Genomic DNA, 25539 nt, shown 5'->3' with positions numbered 1-25539 from the left:
ATATCCTGATCGATTATCTGTCTTGCCTTTCTTGTTCATGTCTGAGACCACCCACCTCTTGATCGATCGTTGGAAGCAAGACCCCAATGGAACATACCAATCCTGGTTCTTGTGGCCCGAACGCCTGAAGAATTTTCGTTCGATTCGACGTGGAGTCGGCCAGGTCATCAAAGAGATCGACGAGGACACATTCGGCAATGTCTATCGAGGATCATCCCTCGAAACCGTTGTTGCCTCGATTGCCGAGCAGCGCCAGATCTTCAAGGGGGCTGACCATGCCTTCCTGTGGAAGCCCAAGCTGCGGATTCCGGACATCTACGAAGACAGGGACAACCAGCGCGCCTTTGGCCGCCTACTGCATGCATGCGACTGCTGTACCAAGGAGGCCGACGTGCTCCAGGCGATCCGCACGCTTGAGGCCAAGGGCATCAAGGGCCTTGGCCCCGCCGCGGCCAACCTGCTGTATTTCATCCATCCGACGATCGTCGTTCCGTTCAATACCGCCATCGTGAAGGGCTACAACGCCCTGACCGGTGCGGCGGTCAAGCTCGGGCGTTGGGATCACTATCTGGCGATGCGGCAAGGGCTCATCGAGTTCAACCAGCGTCACCGGGATCGCCTGTCCAATGACCTCGGCGCGGTGGCTGGGCTCATGTTCGACCTGGGCATGGAGCGCTACCCTTTACCGCCTGCGGCGGGGGATGCCAAGGCGACCGACGCCTGGGAAAAGGACCTGGCGGCCGTGCGGGAGGAAACGGCTGCCTTTGCCAAGCAACTGGACAAGAACCGGGTCTCCGACGAGGGGCACACGGAAGTGCAAGGGTGGCTGAGAGATCTCGGGCTGGCCTTGGGGTTCTCGGTGTGGATCGCCAGCAACGATCAGACGCGCCCGTATCGAGAGGGTCGCCTCGGGGATGGCTGTATCACGGTCTTGCCGCCGGTTTTGCAGAGCGAAGGAGCTGAGGCCGTGCGACTCATCGATGTGATCTGGTTCGAACGGGATTCCGGTGCCGTCGTGGCGGCCTTCGAGGTGGAGCACACGACGTCGATCTATTCCGGCATCGTTCGGCTCCTGGATCTGGCGCTGTCAGGTGGAACGGCACAGCGTCTTCACCTGTTCCTCGTTGCTCCCGATGATCGGGAAGCCGATGTTCGGCAGCAGGTGCTGCGTCCCGCGTTTTCTCAGGTTCGGGAACTGAATATTCGCTATCTGCCGTATGGCGAGCTACGACAGCACCGGGAAGCCATCTCGCGCTTCGGGAGCGGAATCAAACCTGTGGAAGCCATCGCCCGTGCATTCTGACGGGCGCGGCTGAAGGTGAAGCGGCGGCCCAAGGAGGACCGCCGCGTTATTCCTCTTATTTACCCTTGGTGGCCTCGTAGAGGCCGTGCCCGCCGACGCCTTCTTCGTGGTTGTCCTTGCCACGGTCGAGCGACTTCTCGGCCGCCCGCTTCTTGGCTTGGCTCTCCTTGGTGGCCGGGGCCATCTTCTTCACTTCGTGAAGGGCGTGACCTCCGACGCCTTCCTCGTGATTGCCCTTGTCACGGTCCAGGTTCTTCTGGCGCTCGCGCTCCAGTTTGACGTCTGCCGCCGTGGGCTTCTGCTTCTGGACCTCATTCAACATGTGGCCGTTGGCTTCTTCATGGTTGTCGATGCCCGGGTCGGCGTAGGCACTTGCGGCGGCGACCATCAAAGAGGCAAACAGGGTCGAAATCAGTTTCATGATGTATCTCCTTCGGTTCCGTTGTTATGAACTAACTGGCAGACACATCATGCGACTTCGACCCTTACCGTTCCCGAACCGGGCGGTTACAACTCGGTCATCAAATTGTCAGGATGTCCTGACCCGCTTCGCCGCCCTCGACGGGGCCTCATTTCTTGCCCTTGGACTGTGCCAGGGCACTGCCTGCTGCTGATTTCGACTGGGCGCTGGTTCGACCATCGTTCAGGACCTTCGATGCCGCTGTCGCGGCTTTCGGCGAGGTCTGTTTCTTAGGTGCGTCTTTTTGTGAGAGGGCACTTCCGGCAGCAGTCTTGGAATTGTTGCCCGTCGCCTTGCTTTGCAGGGTCTTGGACGCCGCCGTCGCAGCCTTGCCCCCCGTCGTCTTCGTGTTCGGCATTACGAATTCTCCTCATAATTGGTGAAGGAACGCGCCAACAGCATACATGACTTTGGAATTCTCTTGCTTGGACCAAGAAGCATTTCGTCGAGGTGGCGAGGGCCGCACACCAAGCCGCTCAGCCCGTGATTTGGTGGCCGCGGCGATGGCGCTTGAGCGACGCCGCGTTGGCTTCCGACGTGGCCTCGTCGCCGCTTCCTGCCAAGGTCTCCAGGATCGGACAGTCAGGGCGATCATTTCCCTGGCAGCCGTGGACCAGATGTTCCAGTGCGGATTTCATGGAATGCAGTTCTTTCAAGCGTTTGTCGAGTGTTTCCAGATGCACCGCAGCCAGCGCCTTGACCTCGCGACTTGGACGGTTGCGGTCTTGCCAGAGACTGAGCAGATCGCGGATCTCGTCGATGGAGAAGCCGAGGTCGCGCGCACGACGGATGAACTGGAGGGCACGTACGTCGTTCTCCGTGTACTGCCGATACCCTGAGTCGGTTCGTTGTGCCGGGGAAAGCAGTTGAACCCCCTCATAGTGACGAATCATCTTGGCCGAGATTCCAGAGAGCCTGGCGGCCTCACCAATGTTCATGATGGCGTTCCTTCTGGATTATGGAGTGGGTCATTGCACGGCGGATGCCCCGCGCCAACGGCGCAGGAGCAATGCATTGGCCACGACGCTGACACTGCTGAATGCCATGGCGGCCCCCGCAACAACGGGATTCAACATGCCAAAGGCCGCCAACGGAATCCCTAGCGCATTGTAGGCAAAGGCCCAGAACAAGCCTTGCTTGATCTTCGAGTAGGTTCTCCGGGACACGTCGAAGGCGTCCGCAACCAGGCGCGGATCGCCACGCATGAGCGTGATTCCAGCGGCTTCCATTGCCACATCTGTTCCCGTGGACATACCGAGCCCGACGTCTGCAGCCACGAGGCTGGGCGCATCATTCAAGCCGTCGCCCACCATGGCTACGACGTGGCCCTGGTCGCGCAGGGATTGCACGATGGAGGCCTTGTCCCCAGGCAGCAACTCGGCCCTCACGTCGTCGATGCCCAGCGATCTGGCCACGGCTTGCGCACTGCCCCGATTGTCCCCGGTGAGCATCACGGTCTTGATGCCTAGGGCTTGCAACCGTTTGATGGCGGCAAAGGACGCTTTCTTGATCGAATCACCGAAAGCCAATACCCCCAGAACTTCCCATTCATTGCCCTGGCCGCGCAACAACCACGATACGGTCTGTCCTTCAGCCTCCAACTGTTGGGCGTGTGACTGAAGAAGGCCACCATCGGCCCCGCGTTCCGTCATCAGGCGGGCACTGCCGAGCGCGAACACTTCGTTCCCGACAACACCCTGGATACCTCGTCCTGGCAGGGCGGTCGCATCGCGGACCCCGGGAACATCCAGACTGAGCGCATCGGCCCGTTCCAGAACCGCATGAGCAAGGGGATGTTCGCTGGTTTGCTGGAGGGCCGCCGCCAGCTTGAGCACGTCGGCCTCATCAAGGCCTTCGGCAGCGATGAGGGTCGTCAGGGACGGTTTGCCTTCGGTCAGGGTGCCGGTCTTGTCAAACGCAGCGGCCGTGACTGCATGGGCGACCTCAAGAGCGGAGGCGTCCTTGATCAGAATGCCATGTCGTGCGGCAACCCCTGTCCCTGCCATGATCGACGTGGGGGTTGCGAGCCCCAGGGCGCAGGGACAGGCAATCACTAGGACTGCGACCGCGTTGAGGATCGCCGTCTCCCAGCTGCCCGACACCAGCATCCAACCCGTGAAGGTTGCCGCGGCAATCAGCAGGACGACGGGCACGAAGACCGCGCTGACACGGTCCACGATCCGCTGAATGGGCGCTTTCGCGGCCTGGGCCGATTCGACCATCCGGATGATGCGCGCCAAGGTGGTTTCGGTGCCGATCGCAGTCGTGCGGACGCGCAGGAGGCCGGCACCATTCATGGCCCCCCCGGTGACCGTTTGGCCGGGTGACTTGGGCGCCGGGCGACTCTCGCCGGTGATCAGCGATTCATCGACTTCGCTCTGGCCTTCCAGCACCTCGCCGTCGACGGGAATCCGCTCGCCCGGGCGAACCACCACGACGTCCGACAGCGACAGTTGCTCGACCGGCGTATCGATCTCTTGACCATCGATCCAGACGCGGGCGATCGTCGGGCGAAGTGCATTCAGCGCACGGATCGCATCGGCGGTTTGCCGTTTGGCCCGGTGCTCCAGCCACTTGCCCAGCAACACCAGCGTGATGACCGCGGTGGAGGCTTCGAAGTAGAGGTGGGGCATCCCCGCGCCGGCCTGCTGGAGCAGCATATAGACGGATAGCCCGTAAGCCGCGGAGGTCCCGAGCGCCACGAGGAGATCCATGTTGCCGGCGCGTGCCTTCAGCGCCTTCCAGCCGGCAACGTAGAAGCGCCAACCGAGCCAGAACTGCACCGGTGTGGCCAAGGCGAGTTGCCACTCACCGCTGAGCATCCAGTGGTATCCCAAGACCTGTAGCACCATGGGTACGACAAGAGGAAGCGTCATCAGGGCGCTGACAAGGACCGGCCACCATTCAGGCCGCCGATGAAGCGGTGGTGCGGATGGCTGAGCCTGCGCGACGGGAGATGCAGTGTAGCCGGCCGCCTCAACGGCTGCGGCAAGCGTGGCATAGGAAATGGAGGTGACGCTCTCGATCCGGGCTTTCTCAGTGGCGAGGTTGACTGTTGCGCTGAGCACGCCGGGCACTTTCAGGAGCGCCTTTTCGAGACGGGACACGCAGGAGGCGCAGCTCATGCCGCCGATCTGCAGTTCGGTCGTACGTGTTTCCACATCATAGCCCGCGGCACGCACGGCCTCGGCGAGAACAGCAGGCTGGAGTGTCGCCGCAGTGCTGACGATGGCCTCTTCAGTGGCGAGATTGACGCTGACTGCCTGGACGTCCGGCAGCTTTGCGAGTGCTTTTTCAATGCGCGTGGCGCACGTCGCACAGGTCATTCCAGTGACGCGGAGGTGATGCTGGACCAGGGAAGGCATCGAGAGGGATGCAGACATGTTTCGCTCCAAAACGAAGATGTGTCTGCATGGTGAAGTTTCCCACGGTGGGAAGGTCAAGGGTCGGCGTCACCTGAATTTCTTGAGGCAACGCTTGACCTTCCAACGGTGGGAAGGTCCAGAGTGTTTCATACGAACCGTTTCTCAACCCTCAAAGGAGAACATCATGATCACCTTCGCCATTCAAGACATGACCTGTGGCCACTGTGCCAGCACGATCACCAAGGCGGTGAAGGAGGCCGCGCCCGACGCCACCGTCGCGATCGATCTGAAACAGCATCAGGTTTCGATTGCGACGAAAACGATGACCACGACCGAGCTCCAGGAAGTGCTTGTCGAAGCGGGCTATACACCTATCCAGGTGGGTATTTCCGCTGAGAGCTGATGGCGTGCTCGCTGGTACGCCTAGGCGCTTGAAGGCTTACTCGCGATGAAGGTCCGCGGATCGTAAAACCAACGCCGGGTCTTCTTCGCGGTAACACCCTTTGCATCTGGATGGGCAGGATTGATGAGTATCACCGAATCCTCAGGCGCAATGGATGAGGGCAAAAGGATTACGGGCGAGCGCATGGACTGCAGCCAGTCATCCCCGAAATCCAAGCTCACTTTGCCCGGGGGCGCTGCGTCCCAGCCGACTGGCAGCGTAGCTTCAGCATGTTCCTCGCGCCGGTCCCAGGCTTGATCCGGGATCTCGATCTCAACGAGGTAACGATTGAGAGGCAGGCCTCCTACACCTAGGTGGGGTCGTCTCAGAAAACGGAAAATAAAGCACGCTAAGCGTGCGTGGAGGCTGGCACCCAGCGGTACAGCGTCGGAATGGACACGCCGAGGTTCTTGGCCACGTCCTTGGGCGGCACCCCGCTGGCCAGCAGCTTCTTGGCCGACTCGATCTTGCTGTCGGTCATCTTCGGCTTGCGGCCGCCTTTGCGGCCGAGCTGCTTGGCGACTTCCAGCCCGGCGCGGGTGCGCTCGACGGTCAGCTCGCGCTCCATTTCGGCAAGGCTCGCCATGACGTGGAAGAAGAACCGCCCGGATGGTGTGCCGGTGTCGATGGAGTCGGTGAGGCTCCTGAACTGGACACCGTGCTTGTGCAGATCGCCGACCAGATCGACCAGTTGCTTGACCGACCGGCCCAGCCGGTCGAGCTTCCAGACGACCAAAGTATCGCCTTCGCGCAGCATTTCGAGCGTCTTGGCCAAGCCAGGCCGGTCTGCCCGCGTGCCACTCACCTTGTCCTCGAAGACCTTTTTACATCCGGCCTTGCTCAAGGCTTCGCGTTGCAGCTCCAGGTTCTGATCCTGCGTCGAGACGCGCGCATAGCCAATCAACATGGCTTGTCTCGCGCCCGGTCGATGCGTTCCTGCATCGCCTGCATCACTTCTTCGTGGGTGTACGATCTGGCGTTGGCGTCGGTGGCTTGCCGCAGGGCTTCCTCAACCTCGCGCGTCATCCGCTCGTAATCCTCCGGCCACAGCGCTTGCTCCATGCGCAGCGACGCCTGACCCAGCAGGTGCAGCAGGCTGAACAGCCGCATGTCGTTGGTGGCGACGATGCGCTCCCGAATCTGCTCCTGAATAGCTTCGCTAGCCCGATGCGCTTGTGGTGTGGCAGTCCCCTCGTAGTCAGCGGGGAATTCCGCTTCCTCGGCAATCCTTGCCCAGGCGCTGGCCAGCGCCTCGATGGTTGACGTGCTCATTTCCGCCGCTCCTGTGCTCTTTGGCGAATCAACCGGCCAAGGGGCCTCGACGCGAAAACCAGCAGCATCACGCCTATCGGATACCAGGTCGAGAAGACCACCAAGGCATCGAAGGCTGGCCGTCCGGTGTTGGTAGGCAGTACGGCGGTCACAGCCATCAACCCGCCGACCGTCCAGATGATGCGCCACACGTAGGGCATCACGCGGGGCACGTAGCCGTCATCGAAAGCGGTCTGGTAGTAGCGGCGCAGGCCGCGCTCGGCAAGCGCCTGGCGCTGCCGCTCCGACAGCGCATCCGTCCGGCCATACCAGCGCCGGAATGGTGGACAGCGCAGCAGCAAAGGGGTGAAGAGGATCATCACCGCCACGATCGCGACACCCCACGCCATGACGGCGCCGGCATCGGGCCGCTTGGCGTTCTCGATCACGGGCGCGAAGACGCCCGGAGCACCGATCATCCAGAACAGCGCAATGTGCTGATGGAAGGAGAGCTTCATTTGCTCATCCACTTGCGCAGCAGGCGCTTTTTCAGGGAGGCGCGTTCTTGCGGGTTGCGTCCCTTGTGATTGGCGATGCGATCCGCCGTGGCGGCCTGGCGCTTGACGGGCCAGTAGGAGCGGCCATCCTTGCCCATCGACCAGACGCTGCTGGCCTGGTTTTCCAGCAGGGGCAGATGGGCGCTCAGGGCTTCGGGCGACGCGCTGGTCAGCGCCGTGCGCTCACGGGTGCGCCAGCGCTGATGCCAGAGCTTCTTGTCCTCGCGCTCGCTGCCGCAGGTCGTGTGCCCGACGATGGGTGTTTTGCGGCGGCTGCGGCTCATAACGTAGTGGTCTCCAAGAACATTCAGGACTGATCCCAGGCGTCGATGGTCAAGACCTGATCGGCAGGACAGGCGGCTACGCGGTCGGGAACTGGATGGTGTTCAGTCTCATGCCGACCCCATTCGATTGATCGCGTCGCTTGCGGCACGCTGCGACGCAAGGAGGTTTGCGACCTGGTTTAGCAGCCGTGTCCGCTGCATGTCTGTTACCTATCTCCCCGACCGCTCATTGGACCAACTCCAGAGATTGGGCTCTATCGCTCAGCCAATACGAAACCGGCATTGGCTGATGCCACAACCGAGACGAACACAAATGGCTCGGTACCTGTATTTCGCGCCCCGTGCACTTGGCCCGGTCTTGCCACGGCTATCTCACCTTCCCTGAGGGCACGAACAATCCCATTGCCCTGAAAGTAATCAGCCATTCCCGACAAAACAGTCCACGTGTCTTGGCCGTGAGGATGAATGTGAGCCGCAATTTCCTGCCCGGGATGGACATGCCAAACCACGATAATTGAGTCTCGGGTTTCAAGCACAACGGAACGAATAGGCTCGCCTTCGGACGGCTGAACATACTCGGCTACAGAAAATATTCTCGATTCAACAGTCATCGGAGATCCCTCTTTCACAGTGCCCCCAGACAGGCTGGATATGAGTTCTAACTCGAATTTGAACGGGAGGCTGGTCGTGCGGTCGTGCAGTTGCCGATGAGCGTGTCGGCTGCTGCCTCCTTGCCCACCAGCGAACTCACGTCCGTTGCGGCCATCCAGAAGGTCTTGCCCGAGCGCGGCTCATAGGTCGCGGGATCGAACACGCCAGAGGGGCCGAACATCGGCGGCTTGATTGGTCATGGCTCCATGCCTTTGTCGTTACGGTCTTCATCGTCGGCATCCTGACGCACGGCGGGCAATTGCTGGAGCAACGCCGGCAGCCATTCCTGTACCGTCTCCCACACCACATCGAGGTTGATGTCGAAATAGCCGTGAGCCATGCGATTACGCATATTGCGCATGCTGCGCCACGGCACGTCGGCATGCGCCTGGGTGAACTCGACGTAGCCATCCATCACCTTTGTGGCCGCCTCGCCGATGACGATCAGGCTCATGATGACGGCCTGCTGGGTGCGCTTGTCGGCCAAGAAGTCGTCCTTGGCCATCCCTTCCACGAAGCTGCGCGCATCGGTTGCGGCCTGCTGAATGTGGTCGAGGTAATCGGGCAGGCGGTTCTCGCTCATATCGGTTGCGCCTCCGCGAGCACCTTGGCCCGGAACTTCGGCGGCAGGTCGCCGGGAGTCAGCAGATCGACGTCAACGCCGAGCAGCGATTTCAGTTCTTCTTCCAAATCGCCCAAGTCCAACAACGTGGCACCGGGCAGCGCATCGACCAACAGGTCGAGGTCGCTGCCATCCCGGTCGGTGCCATGCAGCACCGAGCCGAAGACGCGCGGGTTCGCGGCGCGAAAGCGGCCTACCGCTTCACGCACTGCGCTTCGCTTCATGTCAAGCACAACAGACGGTCGCATGCGCATCCTTTCTTATCGAAACTCGTTGAGATGATATGCAATCAAGAATAGAATTTCAAGAACTATTTTCGAGAATCGCAATGCCTTGATTCCCGTGCCGCGCCTGTGAATTTCACCCGCTCGACGAGCGCAACACCGACGCCGCCTACGCCAAGAACCGGCGAATCGACCTCAAACTCACGAACCGCTGAGCGACGCGTCACCGCGCTGCTGCGCCAGCCAGTCGCGCGGGGCGCAGCCCATGCGCACGCGGAAGGCGCGCGCCAACGCGTTCGGGCTGCCGTAGCCGACGCGGTCGGCCACCACCGCCACCGGACGCCCCTGCTTGAGCAGGGTGCAACTGACGTTCATCCGCCAGTCGGCCAGATAGTCGCCCGGCGTGACGCCCACCGCGTCTTTGAACGCGGCGGCGAAGCGCGCGCGTGACATGCCCGCCTGCGCCGCCAGCGCCTCGAGCGACCACGCGGTCTGCGGCGCATCGTGCATGGCGGTTATGGCGCGCGCGAGTTTCGGGTCGGCCAGTCCCGCCAGCAGTCCGGTGGCGCCAAGCCGCCCATCCATCAGATAACGCAGCAACTGGATCAGTAGCAACTCGCACAAGCGGTCGATGGCGGCCTGCCGACCGCACTGGTCGCGCTCGGCTTCGGCAAACAGCAGCTCTAGCGTCGGCCCGAGGCCGGGCAAGTCCGCCAGCGGAATCAGCAGCATCGACGGCAAGGCCATGGCCAACGGATTGCCCGTCGAAGCGCCCAGATCGACCTCCGCACACAACAGCTCAGCGGTATCGCCGGGGGCGGCGACAAAACGATGCGACGCCACGCGCGGATAAAACAGCAGGCTCGGCTCGGTAACCAGCAGATCTTCATGCACGGGCGAACGCGCCGTAATCGGGCCGCGCCGCACCAGATGGATATAGCCATGCGGCGCCGCGTAATGATGCTGCCCACAGAAGGCGCCGCTGTGAAAAACGCGCGCCGAAAGCGAGTAGTGCCGGAGCAAGCCGGCCAGTCGATCCGCCATTCCACTCTCCATATAAGACGATAGGTTACGTATTTGATACTTTACGTGCCATATCGTACCAAACAAAGGGCGATCATGCCCACGTGCTCTTGCACCTCACCCACTACGGAGATAGACATGACCCAAATCGCCCCCCTGACCATCGACACCGCTGACGCCGCTACCGCTGCCACACTCAAGGCCGTCAAAGCCAAGCTCGGCGTGGTGCCGAACCTGCTCGCCACGCTGGCCCACGCGCCGGCAGCGCTCAACGGCTACCTCGGCCTGTCCGAAACGCTGGGCACCGGCCGCCTGAGTGCCACCCAGCGCGAGATCGTTGCGCTGGCTGCCGGTCAAGCCAATCGCTGCCAGTACTGCCTGAGCGCACACACCCTGATCGGCAAAGGTGCCGGACTGTCGGCAGAGGCCATCGCCGCGGCCCGCACCGGCCAGGCGGCCAACGCACTTGACGATGCAATTGCCGGCTTTGCCCGCGCGCTGGTCGAGCAACGCGGCGTGGTGTCGGCCGACGCCATGGCCAACTACCGCCGCGCGGGGCTCGACGACGGCCTGATACTGGAAGTGATCGCCAACATCGCGCTGAACACGCTCACCAACTACACCAACCACATCGCCGACACCACGGTGGATTTCCCCGTGGTCGCCGTCTGATCTCCATAGGCATATAAGGAGAACACAATGAAAATCGCACTCACCGGCGCTCTGCTCGCCAGCGCCCTCGTCCTGCCACTGGCCGTCACGGCCGGCGACTTTTCGCCCTATGTGGACAGCCAGGGCGGCATCAGCCGCCCCACAGACTTCCGCACAAACTTCGTCCACCTGGGCTCATATGCGGTGTTGGACGAAAAATCCGCCTCTCGCGGCCTGCACGATGTGTACACCGAAAAGGCCTCGGCCGAGCACTACCGCAAGACCGGCAAGTTCCCGGACGGCGCCACGCTGGTGAAAGAGATCCGCAAGCTCGAAACCAGCGCCATGACCACCGGCGACCCTGTGGTCTGGGGTTCCGATGCGGCCGTGTGGTTCGTGATGGTCAAGGACGCCAAAGGCCGTTTCGCCAGCAACCCCTTGTGGGGCGACGGCTGGGGCTGGGCGCTGTTCAAGGCCGACGCCCCCGCCAAGAATGTCGCCGTCAGCTACGCAGCCGACTGCATGGGCTGCCATGTGCCGGCGGCCAAGACCGACCGCGTATTCATCCAGGGCTATCCGACACTGACCCAGCACTGACTTGCTTGTCACTTTCAGAAGGCGACAGCACGAAATATCAAAAGTCGACCGCACGGTCTAGGACTAAACCGCTCTCGCGGTAGCCCTCCGATTCCGCGCAGTGGTCGCTGACAGAAGCGCGCGGTTTCCTACCTTGAGAACTGAGGCACTCCGCCTCGTTCTCAAGGAGCCGCAGCCATGACCGCCTCCACACACACCATCAGTCCATTGCGCCAACGCATGATCGACGACATGCGCCTGCGCAAGCTCGCAGACAAGACCCAGACCCATTACCTGCGCGCCGTGCGGCAGTTCGCCGCTTACCTCGGGCGCTCACCGGACACGGCCAGGACCGAAGATCTGCGCAATTATCAACTGCACCTGGTTGATCAGGGCATCTCGCCGGTCTCGCTCAATGCGGCGATCAGCGGACTGAAGTTTTTCTTCGACATCACCCTCGGCCGGGTAGAACTGATGGCCCGGATGCGGCCGGTACGGGTGCCACGAACGCTGCCGGTGGTGCTCAGCCCCGAGGAAGTGTCCCGCCTGATCGCGGCGGCCGGCAACCTCAAGCACCAGACCGCCTTGTCAGTCGCCTATGGGGCCGGGCTGCGGGCTAGCGAAGTGGTCGCGCTGAAGGTGGGCGATGTGGACAGCCAGCGCATGACCCTGCGCATCGAGCAGGGCAAGGGCCGCAAGGATCGCTACGCGATGCTCTCGCCGGTGCTGCTCGAGCGGCTGCGCGTCTGGTGGAAGGTCGCCCGCGCCCAGGGCAAGATGCTCGACGGCGGCTGGCTGTTTCCGGGGCTGAACCCGATTGAGTCGCTCAGCACACGGCAGCTCAACCGGGCCATCCACGCCGCCGCCGAGCTCGCCCAGATCGACAAGCGGGTGTCGATGCACACCCTGCGGCACAGTTTCGCCACCCATCTGCTGGAACAGAAGGTCGATATCCGGGTCATCCAGGTGCTGCTCGGACACAAGAAGCTGGAGACTACCGCGCTCTACACTCAGGTCGCCACCGACCTGCTGCGCGAAGTGATCAGTCCGCTGGAGCGCTTGCAGCCGGCGTAAGCCGCTCCCATGGGGCATCCTGCCCTGGAGGTCGCGGACATCTTCCGCGCCCATGGGCCGGCCTGGCGGGCGCGCACCGCCCTGAGTGCAGGCCAGCTCAAGGTCATGTCGGCCATCGAACAGTGCCGCAGTGCGGCGCTGGGCGGACATGTGCTCCGCTGCGAGGGCTGCGGGGAGGTGGAGATCGCGTACAACTCCTGCCGCAACCGGCATTGCCCGAAGTGCCAGGGGAACGCCGCCCGGCGCTGGCTCGCTGCCCGCGAGGCCGATCTGTTGCCGGTCCCTTATTACCACGTGGTGTTCACCCTGCCGGCGCCGATCAGCCAGATCGCCTACACCAACAAGGCCGTGCTCTACGGTCTGCTGTTCGACGTGGCCGCCGAGACTCTACGCCGGATCGCCACCGACCCGAAGCATCTGGGCGCGCAGATCGGTGCGACGCTGGTCCTGCACACCTGGGGTTCGGCACTGACCCATCATCCCCACGTGCACGGCATCGTGCCCGGTGGCGGGCTGGCGCCCGACGGGGCGCACTGGATCGCTTGTCGGCCAGGCTTCTTCCTGCCGGTACGGGTACTCTCGCGCCTGTTCCGGCGGCGCTACCTTGAAGAACTCAACAAAGCCCATCGCGCGGGGCAATTGCGTTTCTTCGGTGACGAGGCCGGGCTCGCCGACCCGGCGACGTTCGCTGCGTGGATGAAGCCGCTGCACCAATGTGAATGGGTGGTCTATGCCAAGCGCCCGTTTGCCGGGCCGGCGGCAGTGTTGGCCTATCTGTCCCGCTACACGCACCGGGTGGCGATCTCGAACCAGCGGCTCGTCGCGCTGGACGAGAGGGGCGTCACCTTCCGCTGGAAGGACTACCGGGCTACGGGACGGACCCGTCACAAGACGATGACGCTGGGGGCCGACGAGTTCATGCGCCGCTTCCTGCTCCACGTGCTGCCCGGCGGCTTTCACCGCATCCGTCACTACGGCCTGCTCGCCAACGCGGGAAGGCGAGAGAATCTGGCCACGGCGCGGGAACTGCTGGGCGTTGCGACGAAGCCGGAGACGCCTGGAGGCGCGGATGCGCAGGTCAGCCACGTCCCGCCGACCTTTGTGTGCCGGTGCTGCGGCGCGGCAATGGTCGTCGTCGAGGTCCTCGCACGCAGACCGTCGATCCGCGCTCCACCGCCACGATCGGGTTGCCCATGAACACCCACGTCCCATGCCGTGCAAACAGACTGTCGGCTCCGGGGTTGCCCGAGCCGAAAGGGGACGTTTGTGCTGGTCATGGAAAGCGCGCCGTTTCCTGTGCGCGGCCCCGGCATACCTCAGGCATTTCCGCCTTCACGTCGGGTGAATGGCCGGCGTTGCCATTCATGAATGCACGCTCGGCGCCCCATCTGGCCACCGTACGGGGCGTCAATTCGCCATAGCGGCCTCACCCGCTCCGGGTGTGTCGCCCCCGTTCCGCGGTTTCCTCCCCCGAGGCTTGTCCGCCGCCTGCCCGGCCGGGTGAGGCAGGGCTTTAACCCGTTGCACGTGGGGGCAGGCATCGGACAACCCTTAACCTTTTCTGACGTTGGAGTCGCCTCAGAAAACGGAAAATAAAGCACGCTAAGGCGTAGTTCCCTCGGGCTACACCGCGTCCGCACTGCGCGGTTCTTTCTTCCCTTGCAGTGACGCAATCAGCGGGCAGGAAACGTTCCCCTTCCGCGCATGGCAGGCGCACACCAAATCAGACAGCACGGCCTCCATGCGCGCCAGGTCAGCCATCCTCTCGCGCACGTCCTTGAGCTTGTGCTCGGCCAGGCTGCTGGCTTCCTCGCAATGGGTGCCATCCTCCAGCCGCAGCAGCTCGGCGATCTCATCCAGGCTGAAGCCCAACCGCTGGGCTGATTTCACGAAGCGCACCCGCGTTACATCCGTCTCGCCATAGCGGCGAATGCTGCCGTAAGGCTTGTCCGGTTCCGGGAGCAAGCCCTTGCGCTGATAGAACCGGATGGTCTCCACATTGACCCCGGCCGTCCTGGCGAAAACGCCAATGGTCAGGTTCTCCAAATTGTTTTCCATATCGCTTGACTCCGTACATAACTACGGAAGTAAGCTTAAGCTATCCAATTCAGATTCGAAAGGACAAACGTATGTCTGAACCTCAAAACGGGCGCGGCGCGCTCTTCACTGGCGGGCTGGCCGCCATCCTCGCCTCGGCTTGCTGCCTCGGGCCGCTGGTTCTGATCGCCTTGGGGTTCAGCGGCGCTTGGATCGGCAACTTGACGGTGTTGGAACCCTATCGCCCCATCTTTATCGGCGTGGCGCTGGTGGCGTTGTTCTTCGCCTGGCGGCGCATCTACCGGCCGTCAGCCGCCTGCAAACCGGGTGAGGTTTGCGCGATTCCCCAAGTGCGAGCTACTTACAAGCTCATTTTCTGGGGCGTGGCCGTGCTGGTTTTGGTCGCGCTCGGATTTCCCTACGTCGTGCCATTTTTCTATTGATCACAGGAGTTCACCATGAAAAAGCTGCTTTCCGCCCTTGCCCTCGCTGCCGTTGTTGCCCCCGTGTGGGCCGCCACCCAGACCGTTACGCTGTCCGTACCGGGCATGACCTGCTCGGCCTGTCCGATCACTGTCAAGAAGGCGATTTCCAAGGTCGATGGCGTCAGTAAAGTTGACGTGACCTTCGAGACGCGCGAAGCGGTGGTCACCTTCGATGATGCCAAGACCAGCGTGCAGAAACTGACCAAGGCTACCGAGGATGCGGGCTACCCATCATCAGTCAAGAACTGATCATGAAAGACCCGAAGACACTGCTGCGGGTCAGCATCATTGGCACAACCCTCGTGGCGCTGTGTTGCTTCACCCCTGTTCTGGTCATTTTGCTCGGTGTGGTCGGCTTGTCCGCGCTGACCGGCTATCTGGACTATGTGCTGCTGCCTGCGCTGGCGATTTTCATCGGCTTGACCATCTACGCCATCCAACGAAAACGCCAAGCCGATGCCTGCTGCACCCCGAAATTCAATGGAGTAAAAAAATGACCGAAATCACCGTGAATGGCATGACCTGCACATCCTGCGCCACCCATGTCAAAGATGCTTTGGAAAAGATTCCCGGCGTGAATGCCGCTGTGGTGTCCTATCCAGAAAGCCGCGCGCAAGTCATGGCAGACACCGCCGTGAGCCACAACCAACTGCTGGCCGCCATCGCCGCATTGGGTTATCAAGGCTCGATCCGGGTTGGTGATTTCAAAGATGAACCAAAAATCCGTGATGCACTTGAGGGCGCCGGTTTGCATATCGCCATCATTGGCAGCGGCGGGGCCGCGATGGCGGCGGCGCTGAAGGCCGTCGAGCAAGGCGCGACGGTCACGCTGATCGAACGCGGCACCATCGGCGGCACCTGCGTCAATATCGGCTGTGTGCCGTCCAAGATCATGATCCGCGCTGCCCATATTGCCCATCTGCGCCGGGAAAGTCCGTTCGACGGCGGTATTGCGGCAACTGTGCCTGCGATTGACCGCAGCAAACTGCTGGCCCAGCAGCAGGCCCGTGTCGATGAACTGCGGCACGCCAAATACGAAGGCATCCTGGACGGCAATCCAGCCATCACCGTTTTGCACGGTGAAGCGCGTTTCAAGGACGACCAGAGCCTGGTCGTCCGTTTGAACGAGGGTGGCGAGCGCGAGGTAACGTTCGACCGCTGCCTGGTCGCCACCGGTGCCAGTCCGGCCGTGCCGCCGATTCCGGGCCTGAAAGAGTCACCCTACTGGACTTCCACCGAAGCGCTTGTCAGCGACACCATTCCCGCACGCCTGGCCGTGATCGGTTCGTCGGTGGTGGCGTTGGAACTGGCGCAAGCCTTTGCCCGGCTCGGCAGCCAGGTCACGATCCTGGCACGCAGCACCTTGTTCTTCCGGGAAGACCCGGCCATCGGCGAGGCCGTGACAGCCGCTTTCCGCGCCGAGGGCATCGAGGTGCTGGAGCACACGCAAGCCAGCCAGGTCGCCCATGTGAACGGCGAATTCGTGCTGACCACCGGACACGGTGAATTGCGCGCTGACAAGTTGCTGGTTGCCACCGGTCGGGCACCGAATACGCGCAGCCTCGCGCTGGACGCGGCGGGGGTCACTGTCAATGCGCAAGGGGCCATCGTTATCGACCAAGGCATGCGCACGAGCAACCCGAACATCTACGCGGCCGGCGACTGCACCGACCAGCCGCAGTTCGTCTACGTGGCAGCGGCCGCCGGCACCCGTGCCGCGATCAACATGACCGGCGGCGACGCAGCCCTCAATCTGACCGCGATGCCGGCAGTGGTGTTCACCGACCCGCAAGTCGCCACCGTGGGCTACAGCGAGGCGGAAGCGCACCACGATGGCATCGAGACCGACAGTCGCACGCTGACACTCGACAACGTTCCGCGAGCGCTTGCCAACTTCGACACACGCGGCTTCATCAAGCTGGTCATCGAGGAAGGTAGCGGACGGCTCATCGGCGTGCAGGCGGTGGCCCCGGAAGCGGGCGAACTGATCCAGACGGCGGTGCTCGCCATCCGCAACCGCATGACGGTGCAGGAACTGGCCGACCAGTTGTTCCCCTACCTGACAATGGTCGAGGGGTTGAAGCTTGCGGCGCAGACCTTCAACAAGGATGTGAAGCAGCTTTCCTGCTGCGCTGGATAAAAAAAGGAGGTTTTCAATGAGCGCCTACACCGTGTCCCGGCTGGCCCTTGATGCCGGGGTGAGCGTGCATATCGTGCGCGACTACCTGCTGCGCGGATTGCTGCGTCCGGTGGCGTGCACCCCGGGCGGCTATGGCCTGTTCGATGATGCCGCCTTGCAACGGCTGTGCTTCGTGCGGGCGGCCTTCGAGGCGGGCATCGGCCTGGACGCGCTGGCGCGGCTGTGCCGGGCGCTGGATGCTGCGGACGGCGATGAAGCGGCCGCGCAGCTTGCCGTTCTGCGCCAGTTCGTCGAGCGTCGGCGCGAAGCGTTGGCCGATCTGGAGGTGCAGTTGGCCACCATGCCGACCGAGCCGGCACAGCACGCGGAGAGTCTGCCATGAACAGCCCCGAGCGCTTGCCGTCCGAGACGCACAAACCGATCACCGGCTACCTGTGGGGCGCGCTGGCCGTGCTCACCTGTCCCTGCCATTTGCCGATTCTCGCCATTGTGCTGGCCGGCACGACGGCCGGCGCGTTCATCGGAGAGTACTGGGGTATCGCAGCCCTCACGCTGACCGGTTTGTTCGTCCTGTCTGTGACACGACTGCTGCGGGCCTTCAAAGATCGATCATGAGCGCTTCCCATTGAGACAAACCACGCTGTCGCTACGTTGCCTCATGCCGGCATCAAATTCGGCTGAGTAGCTTCTCGCCATCTGGACGTAGCTCACCCTTGGGTGAAACATGCCGATACAGGGTCTGCCGCGTGACGCCAAGTTCCTGGCACAGGTCGCCGACCTTGGTCTCTGGCTGACCCATTGCCGCCATCGCCAGCCGCAGCTTGGCGGCGGTCATCTTGAACGGCCGGCCGCCTTTCCGCCCGCGCGCGCGGGCCGAGGCTAGGCCGGCAATCGTGCGCTCCGCGATCAACTCGCGCTCGAACTCGGCCAGGGCGGCGAAGATGCCGAAGACCAACTTGCCGGCGGCCGTCGTGGTGTCAATGGCTGCACCGTGCCCAGTCAACACTTTCAGACCGATGCCTCGCCCGGTCAGGTCATGCACGGTGTTGATGAGATGCCGCAGATCGCGCCCGAGCCGGTCAAGTTTCCACACCATCAACGTATCCCCCGGTCGTAGCGCCTTCAGGCAGCTCAACAGGCCGGGACGATCCTCGCGTTTGCCCGACGCTTGATCCTCGTAGAGATGGGCCGGATCGACGCCGGCAGCGATCAGTGCATCACGCTGCAAGTCGGTGGCCTGTGAGCCGTCTGCTTTCGATACCCGCATGTAGCCAATCAGCATCTTGCACCTGTCACATATACGTTCGATTATGTGACAGTGTGCACCGGAAAGTTCTGGTCGTCAAAATTTGTCACTTAACCCGTCATTCTGTCTAAGACATGCAAAGGGTCCATCAGGCACGTAATGTGACAGGAATTCCGGGGGGGATGCCTTCCTTTGCGAAGGTGGCGCGCAACTGTTCCAGGGAAGCGGGGTCGCGCCGACCATAGGAAGCCAACGCGAACAGCGAGCGTGCCGTCTCGGGGTCGTGCCGCGCTTCAATGATGGCCTCATCGATGGCCTGGATTGCCCGTTGCCAGTGATCGACGGGTTCGGGCTTCGGCGTTTTCGCCGACAGGCCACTGGTGAAACCGGTTTGGGGTTCGGACCAGAACAGCTTTGCATGCTCGCCCGGCGGGCTTATATCCCTCACCTCAATCAAGCTGATTGCCGTTGCCGCCGCCTCCAGCATCTGCAACCGTACTGCCGGGTTCAGGGTTTCATACGGTCGCCACAGACTTTGCCCAGCACGCAGCGGATGCCCGCAGCCTTCCCAGACTTGGCGGAGATACCCCGCGCAGGTTCCGCACGTCGAAAGCGGGGTGTTCAGCTCATCGAGCAGCGTGCGTAGTAGCCGAAACCACAATCCAGCGTGGATGCGTCGGCGCGGCAGCTCCACATGGCCGGTCGTCAGTGCCTGCCAGGTGCGCCGGTCCATCACCGCAATCGCGTCGCTGGCGGTGCGCGGCGCAGTGTCGGCGTTCTCCCAGCCGAGAAACCGCCCAGGCACGCCCCAATAGGATTCCAGCCAGCAGCCATGCAGCGGGCAGCTCAGCATCAGGGGCAGCTTCCATGCAAGCAGTACGGCTTGGTTTGCCGGGTCGTTCAGACAGAGCGGGCAGGCGCGATGTATCGGCTGGCTGGGCAGCCAGGCACGCCAGCTCGTGATGGATCGCGTCCTACGGCGGAGTTTCGGCAGCAGCACCGAGAGCTGGAACGCATAGGTTTCCAATGCGTCTGGAATCTGATCATCAAGGCTGTCCAGTAGCCAAGGCACCCAGCCGGCGAAACTCATGCAACGCAGCCGGTCCGGCTCGATGCCGCTCCGCTGGGAGAGCATCGCCAGCAGCGCCAGTGGTGGCGCGGTGTCCAGGTCATCAACCTGGCCGTGACCAAGATCGTGCTCCAGCAGCTCGGACACCTCCATGTGATAGCAAAGGGCCACGCGGTTGAGCCACGAAGACAAGGCTTCGCCTTCCCTGGGAGCCGGATGCAGTGGCCAGTGTGGCGCTGGCTTCACATCAGTTCCCGCTCGAATTGCCGCCGCCGCTCGCTGGGACCGGTGTAATCGGCCATGCTGAGCGTGCGATGGTTGATCGCTTCCTCACCGCTCTCCACGGCAGCGACGGCCGCCGCCATCAACAGGTGCGCCAGCTCGCCGATGGTGCCCTCGCTGCGCGTGAGCAGGTAGCGGGCCATATCCAGCGTGGCAATCGACGAGGGTCGCCGCAGCGGGAGCGAAGCCGCGAAGCTGGCCAGCAGTGAGCAGCAATCGTCGTTGGCCTCCCACACCGGCAGCATCATCGGCTCGAAGCGGTTTTCCAACTGGTCGTCCGAGCGGATCGCCAAGTAGGCATCGCGTGTGCCGACCCCGACCAGCGGGATGCGCAGCTCGTTGCCGAGGAAACGCAGCAGGTTGAGGAATTCCCGGCGGTTGACGCTGTTGCCGGCCAGGACGTTGTGCAATTCGTCGATCACCAGCATGCGCACGCCGACCTTGCGTAGCAGTGCCAGCGCCAATTGCTCCATTTCCGGCAGCCGTGGGCGCGGGCGCAATGGCGCGCCCATCGCGGCAAGTAGCGCGACGTAGAAGCGGATTACCGACGGTTCGGATGGCATCTGCACGACCAGTACCGGAATGTGCTCCTGGTCGGCGTCGGAGCTGGCCGGGTGGGTGCGGCGGAATTTCTCGACGATCATCGACTTGCCGTTGTTGGTTGGACCGACCAACAGCAGGTTGGGCATGCGTTGTTTGTTCGGCCACGCATACAGGGCTTCCAGCCGATTCAGCGCCTCGACTGCTCGCGGATAGCCGATCCAGCGGTCAGCGCGAAGGCGATGGATGCGTTCGTCCGCCGGAAGACGGGCCAAGCCCTGGGCCACCGGCATCAGGTGGGACAAGTCGATGATGGGATATTCTTCCACGGCTACCACTCCTCAATCTGGTCGAACGGTTTGGCAGGTGGCTGGTTGTCTGCCTGCGGGTCAGCCATGTCCGCGTCCGGTGGTGGCGTGGTTTTGAAAAGAACTGCCGTTGCCTTGAGATGCTGGCGTCGATCCGCGTCGCGCCGCGCCTTGCGCGTAGCTTTCTGCGCGGTGGACACGATTTCGCGCATCTGGCCGATCATGCGAAACAGCGCCGACTCATCCACCTGTTCGCGCCCTTGCTGCCGCAATTTCGCCAGCGCCTGTCGTTGTTCCCAGAGGGTGACAGCCGGGTGCGACAAGGTGCGGTATGGAATTTCCAGATAGTGCTGCCCCTCCGGCTCCAGCACCCAAATGCGGCTGATGTCGCGCGGGTCGCGCCGGATCAGGAACGCAGGCAAGCGGTCGCGCCGAGCTATCCACGGCTTGAGCGCATCGGCGTAGTAATGGATGTGGTCGATGACGAAGCCGGTGCGGGTCAGCGTGCGGCGGATGATGGGCAGAAAATCGACCAGAAAAGCCGTGGTGCGAGTGATGACGGTTGGCACGCCGGTCCGCGCGATAGCTTCGGCCCAGCGCGCTGCCGGCGGCTGGAGCAGGCCGTTGTGCACGGAGCCGTGGTAGGTGCCGACCGCCAATGTGAGCCAGCGCTCCAGCTCACGCAGCGTCAGGGCGGCCTTGTTTTCGGAATCGTAGTCGCCGCGCTGGTCAGGGTTGGAGAAGGTCGTCCCTGGCAATTCGTCGTGGATCATCTGCATCGCCGTGCCGATGATCCGTTCCACGATGCCGCCGTAGTGCGGCTGCCCGAGCGGGCGATAGTCAAGCCGGATGCCATGCTGCTCGCAGCCTCGGCGTAGCGCTTCGCTCTTGAACTCGGCCGCGTTGTCCAGGTAGAGCAGCCTGGGCTTGCCGCTCATCGGCCACTCCATTTCTATGTTCAGACCCTCCAGCCAGGGACGCTTGTCGCAGGCGACATGCACAAGGCACAGGCCGACCGAAACAGATGACGGCGCTTCCAGCGTGACGACCATGCCGAGCACGCAGCGGGTAAACACGTCGATGGCGATGGTCAGATACGGACGGCCAATCGGTTGCCGGTCGCGCTCGTCCACCACGATCAGGTCGATGACCGTGCGATCAATCTGCACTTGTTCCAGTGGCGCGGTCACGGCGGGAGGCTCACCACCGACACCTTGCAGGCTGCGGGACGCATCCTGACCTTCCCGGCGGCGAGTGGCCTTGAGCGGATCGAGGCCGGCGATCCGCAGAGCCACGGTGTTGCGCGCCGGCGCCCGCAGCTTTTGCGCTTTGCAAGCCTGCGCGACCTCGCGGTGGAACGCTGCCAGGCTACGCTTCTGCTTGGTCAGGAAGCGCTTTTGCAGCAACTCGCGGATGATGCGCTCAACTGATTCCGGCAAGCGTCCCTTGCCTTTTCCGCCGCCGGATCGGCTGCGAGCCAGGTCCGTCACAAGCCCAGCACCTTGCCGGGCACGGCGGATTAGGACATACACCTGCCGCCTGGACAGGCCAAGCGCGTGAGCAGCGGCATCGGCGGCTTCATGCCCGACCACATCAAGCGCTGCCAGCGGCCCGATGATTTCCGCCCGTTGCCGGGCCTGCGCCCAAGCCGCATCGGGCAGGGTGGCCACGCCTTGCTCGGCAATCAATGATGTGTCTGACGCCATGCTCACACCTCGCTTTGGTGCACACGAGTATTGAGCATAGTCGAGATTGGTGCAGATGACTTCTGATATTGCGTTGTCAGGAGTCGCCTGCACATCTGGCGTTACGCCCCGTCAATTGGTGCAGTCGTCTTCTGAAAATGACAGCGCCGGTTGCCTTGGCGGGCTTGTCACAAACCTACGTTTTCAAGAAGAAGGAAACCGCATGCCCCGCCGTTCGATCCTCTCCGCCGCCGAGCGCGAAAGCCTGCTGGCGTTGCCGGACACCAAGGATGAGTTGATCCGTCACTACACGTTCAGCGAAAGCGACCTCTCCATCATCCGGCAGCGGCGCGGCCCGGCCAATCGGCTGGGCTTCGCGGTGCAGCTCTGCTACCTGCGCTTTCCCGGCGTCATCCTTGGCGCTGATGAGCCACCGTTCCCGCCATTGCTGAGACTGGTCGCCAACCAGCTCAAGGTCGGCATCGAAAGCTGGGACGAGTACGGGCAGCGTGAGCAGACCCGACGCGAGCACCTGGTCGAGCTGCAAACGGTGTTCGGCTTCCAGCCGTTCACGATTGGCCACTACCGGCAGGCTGTCCAGTTGCTGACCGAGCTGGCCATGCAAACCGACAAGGGCATCGTGCTGGCCAGAGCCTTGATCGAGCACCTGCGGCGGCAGTCGGTCATTGTGCCCGCCCTCAACGCCGTCGAGCGGGCGAGCGCCGAAGCGATTACCCGCGCCAACCGGCGTCTCTACGACGCCTTGGCTGAGCCGCTGACGGACGTGCATCGCCGTCGCCTCGACGATCTGCTCAAGCGCCGCGACAACGGCAAGACGACGTGGCTGGCCTGGCTGCGGCAATCCCCGGTCAAACCGAACTCGCGGCACATGCTGGAACACATCGAACGCCTCAAGGCGTGGCAGGCGCTCGACCTGCCCTCCGGCATCGAGCGGCTGGTTCACCAGAACCGGCTGCTCAAGATCGCCCGCGAGGGCGGCCAGATGACGCCCGCCGACCTGGCGAAGTTCGAGCCGCAGCGGCGTTACGCGACCCTGGTGGCGCTCGCCATCGAGGGCATGGCCACCGTCACCGACGAAATCATCGACCTGCATGACCGCATCCTGGGCAAGCTGTTCAATGCCGCCAAGAACAAGCATCAGCAGCAGTTCCAGGCATCCGGCAAGGCGATCAATGCCAAGGTGCGGCTGTTCGGGCGCATCGGCCAGGCGCTGATCGAGGCCAAGCAAGCGGGCCGCGATCCGTTCGCCGCCATCGAGGCCGTCATGTCCTGGGATGCTTTCGCCGAGAGCGTCACCGAAGCGCAGCGGCTCGCGCAACCCGAGGACTTCGATTTCCTGCACCGCATCGGCGAGAGCTACGCCACGCTGCGCCGCTACGCGCCGGAATTTCTCGACGTGCTCAAGTTGCGGGCCGCGCCCGCCGCCAAGGACGTACTCGACGCCATCGAGGTGCTGCGCAGCATGAACAGCGACAACGCCCGCAAGGTGCCCACCGACGCGCCGACCGAGTTCATCAAGCCGCGCTGGCAGAAGCTGGTGATGACCGACACCGGCATCGACCGGCGCTACTACGAACTGTGCGCGCTGTCGGAGCTGAAGAACGCGCTGCGCTCCGGCGACATCTGGGTGCAAGGCTCGCGCCAGTTCAAGGACTTCGAGGACTACCTGGTGCCGCCCGCGAAATTCGCCAGCCTCAAGCAGGCCAGCGAATTGCCGCTGGCCGTGGCCACCGATTGCGACCAGTACCTGCATGACCGGCTGACGCTGCTGGAAACGCAGCTCGCCACCGTCAACCGCATGGCGCTGGCCAACGAGCTGCCGGACGCCATCATCACGGAGTCGGGCCTGAAGATCACGCCGCTCGATGCGGCGGTGCCCGATACCGCACAGGCCCTGATCGACCAGACGGCGATGATCCTACCGCACGTCAAGATCACCGAATTGCTGCTGGAGGTAGACGAATGGACGGGCTTCACCCGGCACTTCGCCCACCTGAAGTCAGGCGACCTGGCCAAGGACAAAAACCTGTTGCTGACCACGATCCTCGCCGACGCGATCAACCTGGGCCTGACCAAGATGGCGGAATCGTGCCCCGGCACGACCTACGCCAAGCTGGCCTGGCTGCAAGCCTGGCACATCCGCGACGAAACCTACGGGGCGGCACTGGCCGAGCTGGTCAACGCGCAGTTCCGACATCCCTTCGCCGAGCATTGGGGCGACGGCACCACGTCATCGTCGGACGGCCAGAACTTCCGCACCGGCAGCAAGGCCGAGAGCACCGGCCACATCAATCCGAAATACGGCAGCAGCCCAGGGCGGACGTTCTACACCCATATCTCCGACCAGTACGCGCCGTTCCACACCAAGGTCGTGAACGTCGGCGTGCGCGACTCGACCTACGTGCTCGACGGCCTGCTGTATCACGAATCCGACCTGCGGATCGAGGAGCACTACACCGACACGGCAGGGTTCACGGACCACGTCTTCGCGTTGATGCACCTGCTGGGCTTCCGCTTCGCCCCGCGCATTCGTGACCTGGGCGACACCAAGCTCTACATCCCGAAGGGCGATGCCACCTACGAGGCGTTGAAACCGATGATCGGCGGCACGCTCAACATCAAGCACGTCCGCGCCCATTGGGATGAAATCCTGCGGATGGCCACCTCGATCAAGCAGGGCACGGCGACGGCCTCGCTGATGCTCAGGAAGCTTGGCAGCTACCCGCGCCAGAACGGCCTGGCCGTCGCCCTGCGTGAGCTGGGACGCATCGAGCGCACACTGTTCATCCTGGACTGGCTGCAAAGCGTCGAGCTGCGCCGCCGCGTGCATGCCGGGCTGAACAAAGGCGAGGCGCGCAACGCGCTGGCCCGCGCCGTGTTCTTCAACCGCCTGGGGGAAATCCGCGACCGCAGCTTCGAGCAGCAGCGCTACCGGGCCAGCGGCCTCAACCTGGTGACGGCGGCCATCGTGCTATGGAACACGGTCTATCTGGAGCGGGCCGCGAACGCCTTGCGTGGCCACGGTCAAGCCGTCGATGACGGCCTGTTGCAGTACCTGTCGCCGCTCGGCTGGGAGCACATCAACCTGACCGGCGATTACCTCTGGCGCAGCAGCGCCAAGATCGGCGCGGGCAAGTTCAGGCCGCTACGGCCGCTGCAACCGGCTTAGCGTGCTTTATTTTCCGTTTTCTGAGACGACCCCTAGGTGGACCATCGTTTCCAGGCACGCAAGGCATGGACGAT

29 protein-coding genes and 1 pseudogene are annotated in these 25539 nt (G+C 63.0%); 13 read left to right on the top strand and 17 right to left on the bottom strand.

Annotation, left to right across the window (positions count from 1 at the left end):
- The first annotated feature begins 37 nt into the window (after positions 1–37).
- On the top strand, positions 38–1303 hold the full coding sequence (locus B4920_RS18655; RefSeq protein ID WP_079436235.1) for a type II restriction endonuclease: 1266 nt from the start codon (positions 38–40) through the stop codon (positions 1301–1303).
- A gap of 55 nt (positions 1304–1358) precedes the next feature.
- On the opposite strand, the gene B4920_RS18650 is transcribed toward B4920_RS18655, so the two are convergent.
- The 4 genes from B4920_RS18650 to B4920_RS18635 form a co-directional block, all read right to left on the bottom strand.
- The gene (locus tag B4920_RS18650; RefSeq protein ID WP_079436172.1) at positions 1359–1724 is read right to left on the bottom strand and encodes a hypothetical protein; all 366 of its coding nucleotides are present in this window, start codon (positions 1722–1724) and stop codon (positions 1359–1361) included.
- A gap of 148 nt (positions 1725–1872) precedes the next feature.
- A complete protein-coding gene (locus B4920_RS18645; RefSeq protein ID WP_079436171.1) occupies positions 1873–2121 on the bottom strand; it encodes a hypothetical protein in 249 nt (82 codons plus the stop codon).
- 118 nt (positions 2122–2239) lie between these two features.
- The gene (cueR, locus tag B4920_RS18640) at positions 2240–2701 is read right to left on the bottom strand and encodes a Cu(I)-responsive transcriptional regulator (protein WP_079436169.1); all 462 of its coding nucleotides are present in this window, start codon (positions 2699–2701) and stop codon (positions 2240–2242) included.
- A gap of 30 nt (positions 2702–2731) precedes the next feature.
- Positions 2732–5146: a heavy metal translocating P-type ATPase gene (locus B4920_RS18635; RefSeq protein ID WP_079436168.1), complete on the bottom strand. Its 2415-nt coding sequence runs from the start codon at positions 5144–5146 to the stop codon at positions 2732–2734.
- 166 nt (positions 5147–5312) lie between these two features.
- Between B4920_RS18635 and B4920_RS18630 the strand changes: the two genes are divergently transcribed.
- Positions 5313–5531, top strand: coding sequence for a heavy-metal-associated domain-containing protein (locus B4920_RS18630; RefSeq protein ID WP_079436166.1), 219 nt, complete (start codon positions 5313–5315; stop codon positions 5529–5531).
- Between the two features lie 388 nt (positions 5532–5919).
- On the opposite strand, the gene B4920_RS18625 is transcribed toward B4920_RS18630, so the two are convergent.
- From B4920_RS18625 to B4920_RS18590, 8 genes are all read right to left on the bottom strand, one after another.
- Positions 5920–6477, bottom strand: a complete 558-nt coding sequence (locus B4920_RS18625; RefSeq protein WP_003100847.1) for a recombinase family protein — start codon at positions 6475–6477, stop codon at positions 5920–5922.
- Complete coding sequence (locus tag B4920_RS18620; protein WP_003100853.1) at positions 6471–6842, bottom strand: hypothetical protein; 372 nt, start codon at positions 6840–6842, stop codon at positions 6471–6473. The genes B4920_RS18625 and B4920_RS18620 overlap by 7 nt, the downstream gene beginning before the upstream one ends.
- Positions 6839–7339 carry a hypothetical protein gene (locus B4920_RS18615; protein ID WP_003100856.1) on the bottom strand — a complete coding sequence of 167 codons (501 nt, stop codon included), beginning with the start codon at positions 7337–7339 and terminating at the stop codon, positions 6839–6841. Before B4920_RS18615 ends, B4920_RS18620 begins: the two co-directional genes overlap by 4 nt.
- On the bottom strand, positions 7336–7662 hold the full coding sequence (locus B4920_RS18610; RefSeq protein ID WP_003100858.1) for a hypothetical protein: 327 nt from the start codon (positions 7660–7662) through the stop codon (positions 7336–7338). The genes B4920_RS18615 and B4920_RS18610 overlap by 4 nt, the downstream gene beginning before the upstream one ends.
- 254 nt (positions 7663–7916) lie before the next feature.
- The gene (locus B4920_RS18605) at positions 7917–8273 is read right to left on the bottom strand and encodes a cupin domain-containing protein (protein ID WP_003465043.1); all 357 of its coding nucleotides are present in this window, start codon (positions 8271–8273) and stop codon (positions 7917–7919) included.
- 236 nt (positions 8274–8509) lie between these two features.
- Entirely contained in the window at positions 8510–8896 is a 387-nt protein-coding gene (locus tag B4920_RS18600; protein ID WP_003100872.1) for a DUF86 domain-containing protein, read from the bottom strand.
- A complete protein-coding gene (locus B4920_RS18595; protein ID WP_001247892.1) occupies positions 8893–9183 on the bottom strand; it encodes a nucleotidyltransferase family protein in 291 nt (96 codons plus the stop codon). Before B4920_RS18595 ends, B4920_RS18600 begins: the two co-directional genes overlap by 4 nt.
- 177 nt (positions 9184–9360) lie before the next feature.
- A complete protein-coding gene (locus tag B4920_RS18590; protein ID WP_079436164.1) occupies positions 9361–10203 on the bottom strand; it encodes an AraC family transcriptional regulator in 843 nt (280 codons plus the stop codon).
- A 117-nt stretch (positions 10204–10320) separates the two neighbouring features.
- On the opposite strand from B4920_RS18590, the gene B4920_RS18585 reads away from it, so the two are divergent.
- The 4 genes from B4920_RS18585 to B4920_RS18570 all read left to right on the top strand — a co-directional run bounded on the left by B4920_RS18585 (position 10321) and on the right by B4920_RS18570 (position 13680).
- Positions 10321–10854, top strand: a complete 534-nt coding sequence (locus tag B4920_RS18585; protein ID WP_013521184.1) for a carboxymuconolactone decarboxylase family protein — start codon at positions 10321–10323, stop codon at positions 10852–10854.
- A gap of 27 nt (positions 10855–10881) precedes the next feature.
- Complete coding sequence (locus B4920_RS18580) at positions 10882–11430, top strand: cytochrome P460 family protein (RefSeq protein WP_043743735.1); 549 nt, start codon at positions 10882–10884, stop codon at positions 11428–11430.
- Positions 11431–11607: 177 nt separating this feature from the next.
- On the top strand, positions 11608–12483 hold the full coding sequence (locus tag B4920_RS18575) for a site-specific integrase (RefSeq protein ID WP_079436162.1): 876 nt from the start codon (positions 11608–11610) through the stop codon (positions 12481–12483).
- A 9-nt stretch (positions 12484–12492) separates the two neighbouring features.
- Positions 12493–13680 carry an IS91 family transposase gene (locus B4920_RS18570; RefSeq protein ID WP_079436161.1) on the top strand — a complete coding sequence of 396 codons (1188 nt, stop codon included), beginning with the start codon at positions 12493–12495 and terminating at the stop codon, positions 13678–13680.
- A 426-nt stretch (positions 13681–14106) separates the two neighbouring features.
- On the opposite strand, the gene merR is transcribed toward B4920_RS18570, so the two are convergent.
- The gene (gene merR, locus B4920_RS18565) at positions 14107–14541 is read right to left on the bottom strand and encodes an Hg(II)-responsive transcriptional regulator (RefSeq protein ID WP_000429838.1); all 435 of its coding nucleotides are present in this window, start codon (positions 14539–14541) and stop codon (positions 14107–14109) included.
- Between the two features lie 71 nt (positions 14542–14612).
- On the opposite strand from merR, the gene merT reads away from it, so the two are divergent.
- From merT to merE, 6 genes are read left to right on the top strand one after another with little or no spacing between them, the layout of a single operon-like run.
- The gene (merT, locus tag B4920_RS18560) at positions 14613–14963 is read left to right on the top strand and encodes a mercuric ion transporter MerT (protein WP_001294667.1); all 351 of its coding nucleotides are present in this window, start codon (positions 14613–14615) and stop codon (positions 14961–14963) included.
- 15 nt (positions 14964–14978) lie between these two features.
- Positions 14979–15254, top strand: a complete 276-nt coding sequence (gene merP / locus B4920_RS18555; RefSeq protein WP_000735441.1) for a mercury resistance system periplasmic binding protein MerP — start codon at positions 14979–14981, stop codon at positions 15252–15254.
- Positions 15255–15256: 2 nt separating this feature from the next.
- A complete protein-coding gene (gene merF / locus B4920_RS18550; protein ID WP_000654684.1) occupies positions 15257–15502 on the top strand; it encodes a mercury resistance system transport protein MerF in 246 nt (81 codons plus the stop codon).
- Positions 15499–17145: a mercury(II) reductase gene (merA, locus tag B4920_RS18545; RefSeq protein ID WP_000136268.1), complete on the top strand. Its 1647-nt coding sequence runs from the start codon at positions 15499–15501 to the stop codon at positions 17143–17145. Before merF ends, merA begins: the two co-directional genes overlap by 4 nt.
- A 16-nt stretch (positions 17146–17161) precedes the next feature.
- Positions 17162–17527 carry a mercury resistance co-regulator MerD gene (merD, locus tag B4920_RS18540; RefSeq protein ID WP_003465059.1) on the top strand — a complete coding sequence of 122 codons (366 nt, stop codon included), beginning with the start codon at positions 17162–17164 and terminating at the stop codon, positions 17525–17527.
- On the top strand, positions 17524–17760 hold the full coding sequence (gene merE, locus B4920_RS18535; protein WP_001087809.1) for a broad-spectrum mercury transporter MerE: 237 nt from the start codon (positions 17524–17526) through the stop codon (positions 17758–17760). Before merD ends, merE begins: the two co-directional genes overlap by 4 nt.
- 52 nt (positions 17761–17812) lie before the next feature.
- Here merE and B4920_RS18530 read toward each other — a convergent pair whose 3' ends face one another.
- The 4 genes and pseudogenes from B4920_RS18530 to B4920_RS18515 form a co-directional block, all read right to left on the bottom strand.
- Entirely contained in the window at positions 17813–18427 is a 615-nt protein-coding gene (locus tag B4920_RS18530) for a recombinase family protein (RefSeq protein WP_079436159.1), read from the bottom strand.
- Positions 18428–18487: 60 nt separating this feature from the next.
- Positions 18488–19706 (bottom strand): annotated as a pseudogene (locus tag B4920_RS18525) (TniQ family protein).
- On the bottom strand, positions 19703–20611 hold the full coding sequence (locus B4920_RS18520; protein ID WP_000393453.1) for a TniB family NTP-binding protein: 909 nt from the start codon (positions 20609–20611) through the stop codon (positions 19703–19705). The pseudogene B4920_RS18525 and the gene B4920_RS18520 overlap by 4 nt, the downstream one beginning before the upstream one ends.
- Positions 20612–20613: 2 nt before the next feature.
- Complete coding sequence (locus B4920_RS18515) at positions 20614–22296, bottom strand: DDE-type integrase/transposase/recombinase (protein ID WP_079436157.1); 1683 nt, start codon at positions 22294–22296, stop codon at positions 20614–20616.
- 202 nt (positions 22297–22498) lie between these two features.
- Between B4920_RS18515 and B4920_RS18510 the strand changes: the two genes are divergently transcribed.
- Positions 22499–25465 (top strand): Tn3-like element ISPa38 family transposase, encoded by a 2967-nt coding sequence (locus B4920_RS18510; RefSeq protein WP_003100881.1) that lies wholly within the window; start codon positions 22499–22501, stop codon positions 25463–25465.
- Positions 25466–25539: the final 74 nt, after the last annotated feature.

This window comes from Zoogloea sp. LCSB751 (genome assembly GCF_002028455.1).
Lineage (GTDB): Bacteria > Pseudomonadota > Gammaproteobacteria > Burkholderiales > Rhodocyclaceae > Zoogloea.
The sequence above is the reverse complement of the archived record's forward strand: the minus strand, read 5'-3'. Positions and strand labels throughout refer to the sequence as shown.

What these genes read in the sequence shown, in the direction of transcription:
- B4920_RS18655 (WP_079436235.1), top strand. Translation starts at nt 38, where the DNA reads ATGTCTGAGACCACCCACCTCTTGATCGATCGTTGGAAGCAAGACCCC.
- B4920_RS18510 (WP_003100881.1), top strand. Translation starts at nt 22,499, where the DNA reads ATGCCCCGCCGTTCGATCCTCTCCGCCGCCGAGCGCGAAAGCCTGCTG.
- B4920_RS18590 (WP_079436164.1), bottom strand. Translation starts at nt 10,203, where the DNA reads ATGGCGGATCGACTGGCCGGCTTGCTCCGGCACTACTCGCTTTCGGCG.
- merR (WP_000429838.1), bottom strand. Translation starts at nt 14,541, where the DNA reads ATGGAAAACAATTTGGAGAACCTGACCATTGGCGTTTTCGCCAGGACG.
- merD (WP_003465059.1), top strand. Translation starts at nt 17,162, where the DNA reads ATGAGCGCCTACACCGTGTCCCGGCTGGCCCTTGATGCCGGGGTGAGC.
- merA (WP_000136268.1), top strand. Translation starts at nt 15,499, where the DNA reads ATGACCGAAATCACCGTGAATGGCATGACCTGCACATCCTGCGCCACC.
- B4920_RS18575 (WP_079436162.1), top strand. Translation starts at nt 11,608, where the DNA reads ATGACCGCCTCCACACACACCATCAGTCCATTGCGCCAACGCATGATC.
- B4920_RS18620 (WP_003100853.1), bottom strand. Translation starts at nt 6,842, where the DNA reads ATGAGCACGTCAACCATCGAGGCGCTGGCCAGCGCCTGGGCAAGGATT.
- B4920_RS18530 (WP_079436159.1), bottom strand. Translation starts at nt 18,427, where the DNA reads ATGCTGATTGGCTACATGCGGGTATCGAAAGCAGACGGCTCACAGGCC.
- B4920_RS18625 (WP_003100847.1), bottom strand. Translation starts at nt 6,477, where the DNA reads ATGTTGATTGGCTATGCGCGCGTCTCGACGCAGGATCAGAACCTGGAG.
- B4920_RS18615 (WP_003100856.1), bottom strand. Translation starts at nt 7,339, where the DNA reads ATGAAGCTCTCCTTCCATCAGCACATTGCGCTGTTCTGGATGATCGGT.
- B4920_RS18650 (WP_079436172.1), bottom strand. Translation starts at nt 1,724, where the DNA reads ATGAAACTGATTTCGACCCTGTTTGCCTCTTTGATGGTCGCCGCCGCA.
- B4920_RS18610 (WP_003100858.1), bottom strand. Translation starts at nt 7,662, where the DNA reads ATGAGCCGCAGCCGCCGCAAAACACCCATCGTCGGGCACACGACCTGC.
- merP (WP_000735441.1), top strand. Translation starts at nt 14,979, where the DNA reads ATGAAAAAGCTGCTTTCCGCCCTTGCCCTCGCTGCCGTTGTTGCCCCC.
- merE (WP_001087809.1), top strand. Translation starts at nt 17,524, where the DNA reads ATGAACAGCCCCGAGCGCTTGCCGTCCGAGACGCACAAACCGATCACC.
- B4920_RS18645 (WP_079436171.1), bottom strand. Translation starts at nt 2,121, where the DNA reads ATGCCGAACACGAAGACGACGGGGGGCAAGGCTGCGACGGCGGCGTCC.
- B4920_RS18595 (WP_001247892.1), bottom strand. Translation starts at nt 9,183, where the DNA reads ATGCGACCGTCTGTTGTGCTTGACATGAAGCGAAGCGCAGTGCGTGAA.
- B4920_RS18570 (WP_079436161.1), top strand. Translation starts at nt 12,493, where the DNA reads ATGGGGCATCCTGCCCTGGAGGTCGCGGACATCTTCCGCGCCCATGGG.
- B4920_RS18515 (WP_079436157.1), bottom strand. Translation starts at nt 22,296, where the DNA reads ATGGCGTCAGACACATCATTGATTGCCGAGCAAGGCGTGGCCACCCTG.
- B4920_RS18635 (WP_079436168.1), bottom strand. Translation starts at nt 5,146, where the DNA reads ATGTCTGCATCCCTCTCGATGCCTTCCCTGGTCCAGCATCACCTCCGC.
- B4920_RS18600 (WP_003100872.1), bottom strand. Translation starts at nt 8,896, where the DNA reads ATGAGCGAGAACCGCCTGCCCGATTACCTCGACCACATTCAGCAGGCC.
- merT (WP_001294667.1), top strand. Translation starts at nt 14,613, where the DNA reads ATGTCTGAACCTCAAAACGGGCGCGGCGCGCTCTTCACTGGCGGGCTG.
- cueR (WP_079436169.1), bottom strand. Translation starts at nt 2,701, where the DNA reads ATGAACATTGGTGAGGCCGCCAGGCTCTCTGGAATCTCGGCCAAGATG.
- B4920_RS18580 (WP_043743735.1), top strand. Translation starts at nt 10,882, where the DNA reads ATGAAAATCGCACTCACCGGCGCTCTGCTCGCCAGCGCCCTCGTCCTG.
- merF (WP_000654684.1), top strand. Translation starts at nt 15,257, where the DNA reads ATGAAAGACCCGAAGACACTGCTGCGGGTCAGCATCATTGGCACAACC.
- B4920_RS18630 (WP_079436166.1), top strand. Translation starts at nt 5,313, where the DNA reads ATGATCACCTTCGCCATTCAAGACATGACCTGTGGCCACTGTGCCAGC.
- B4920_RS18605 (WP_003465043.1), bottom strand. Translation starts at nt 8,273, where the DNA reads ATGACTGTTGAATCGAGAATATTTTCTGTAGCCGAGTATGTTCAGCCG.
- B4920_RS18585 (WP_013521184.1), top strand. Translation starts at nt 10,321, where the DNA reads ATGACCCAAATCGCCCCCCTGACCATCGACACCGCTGACGCCGCTACC.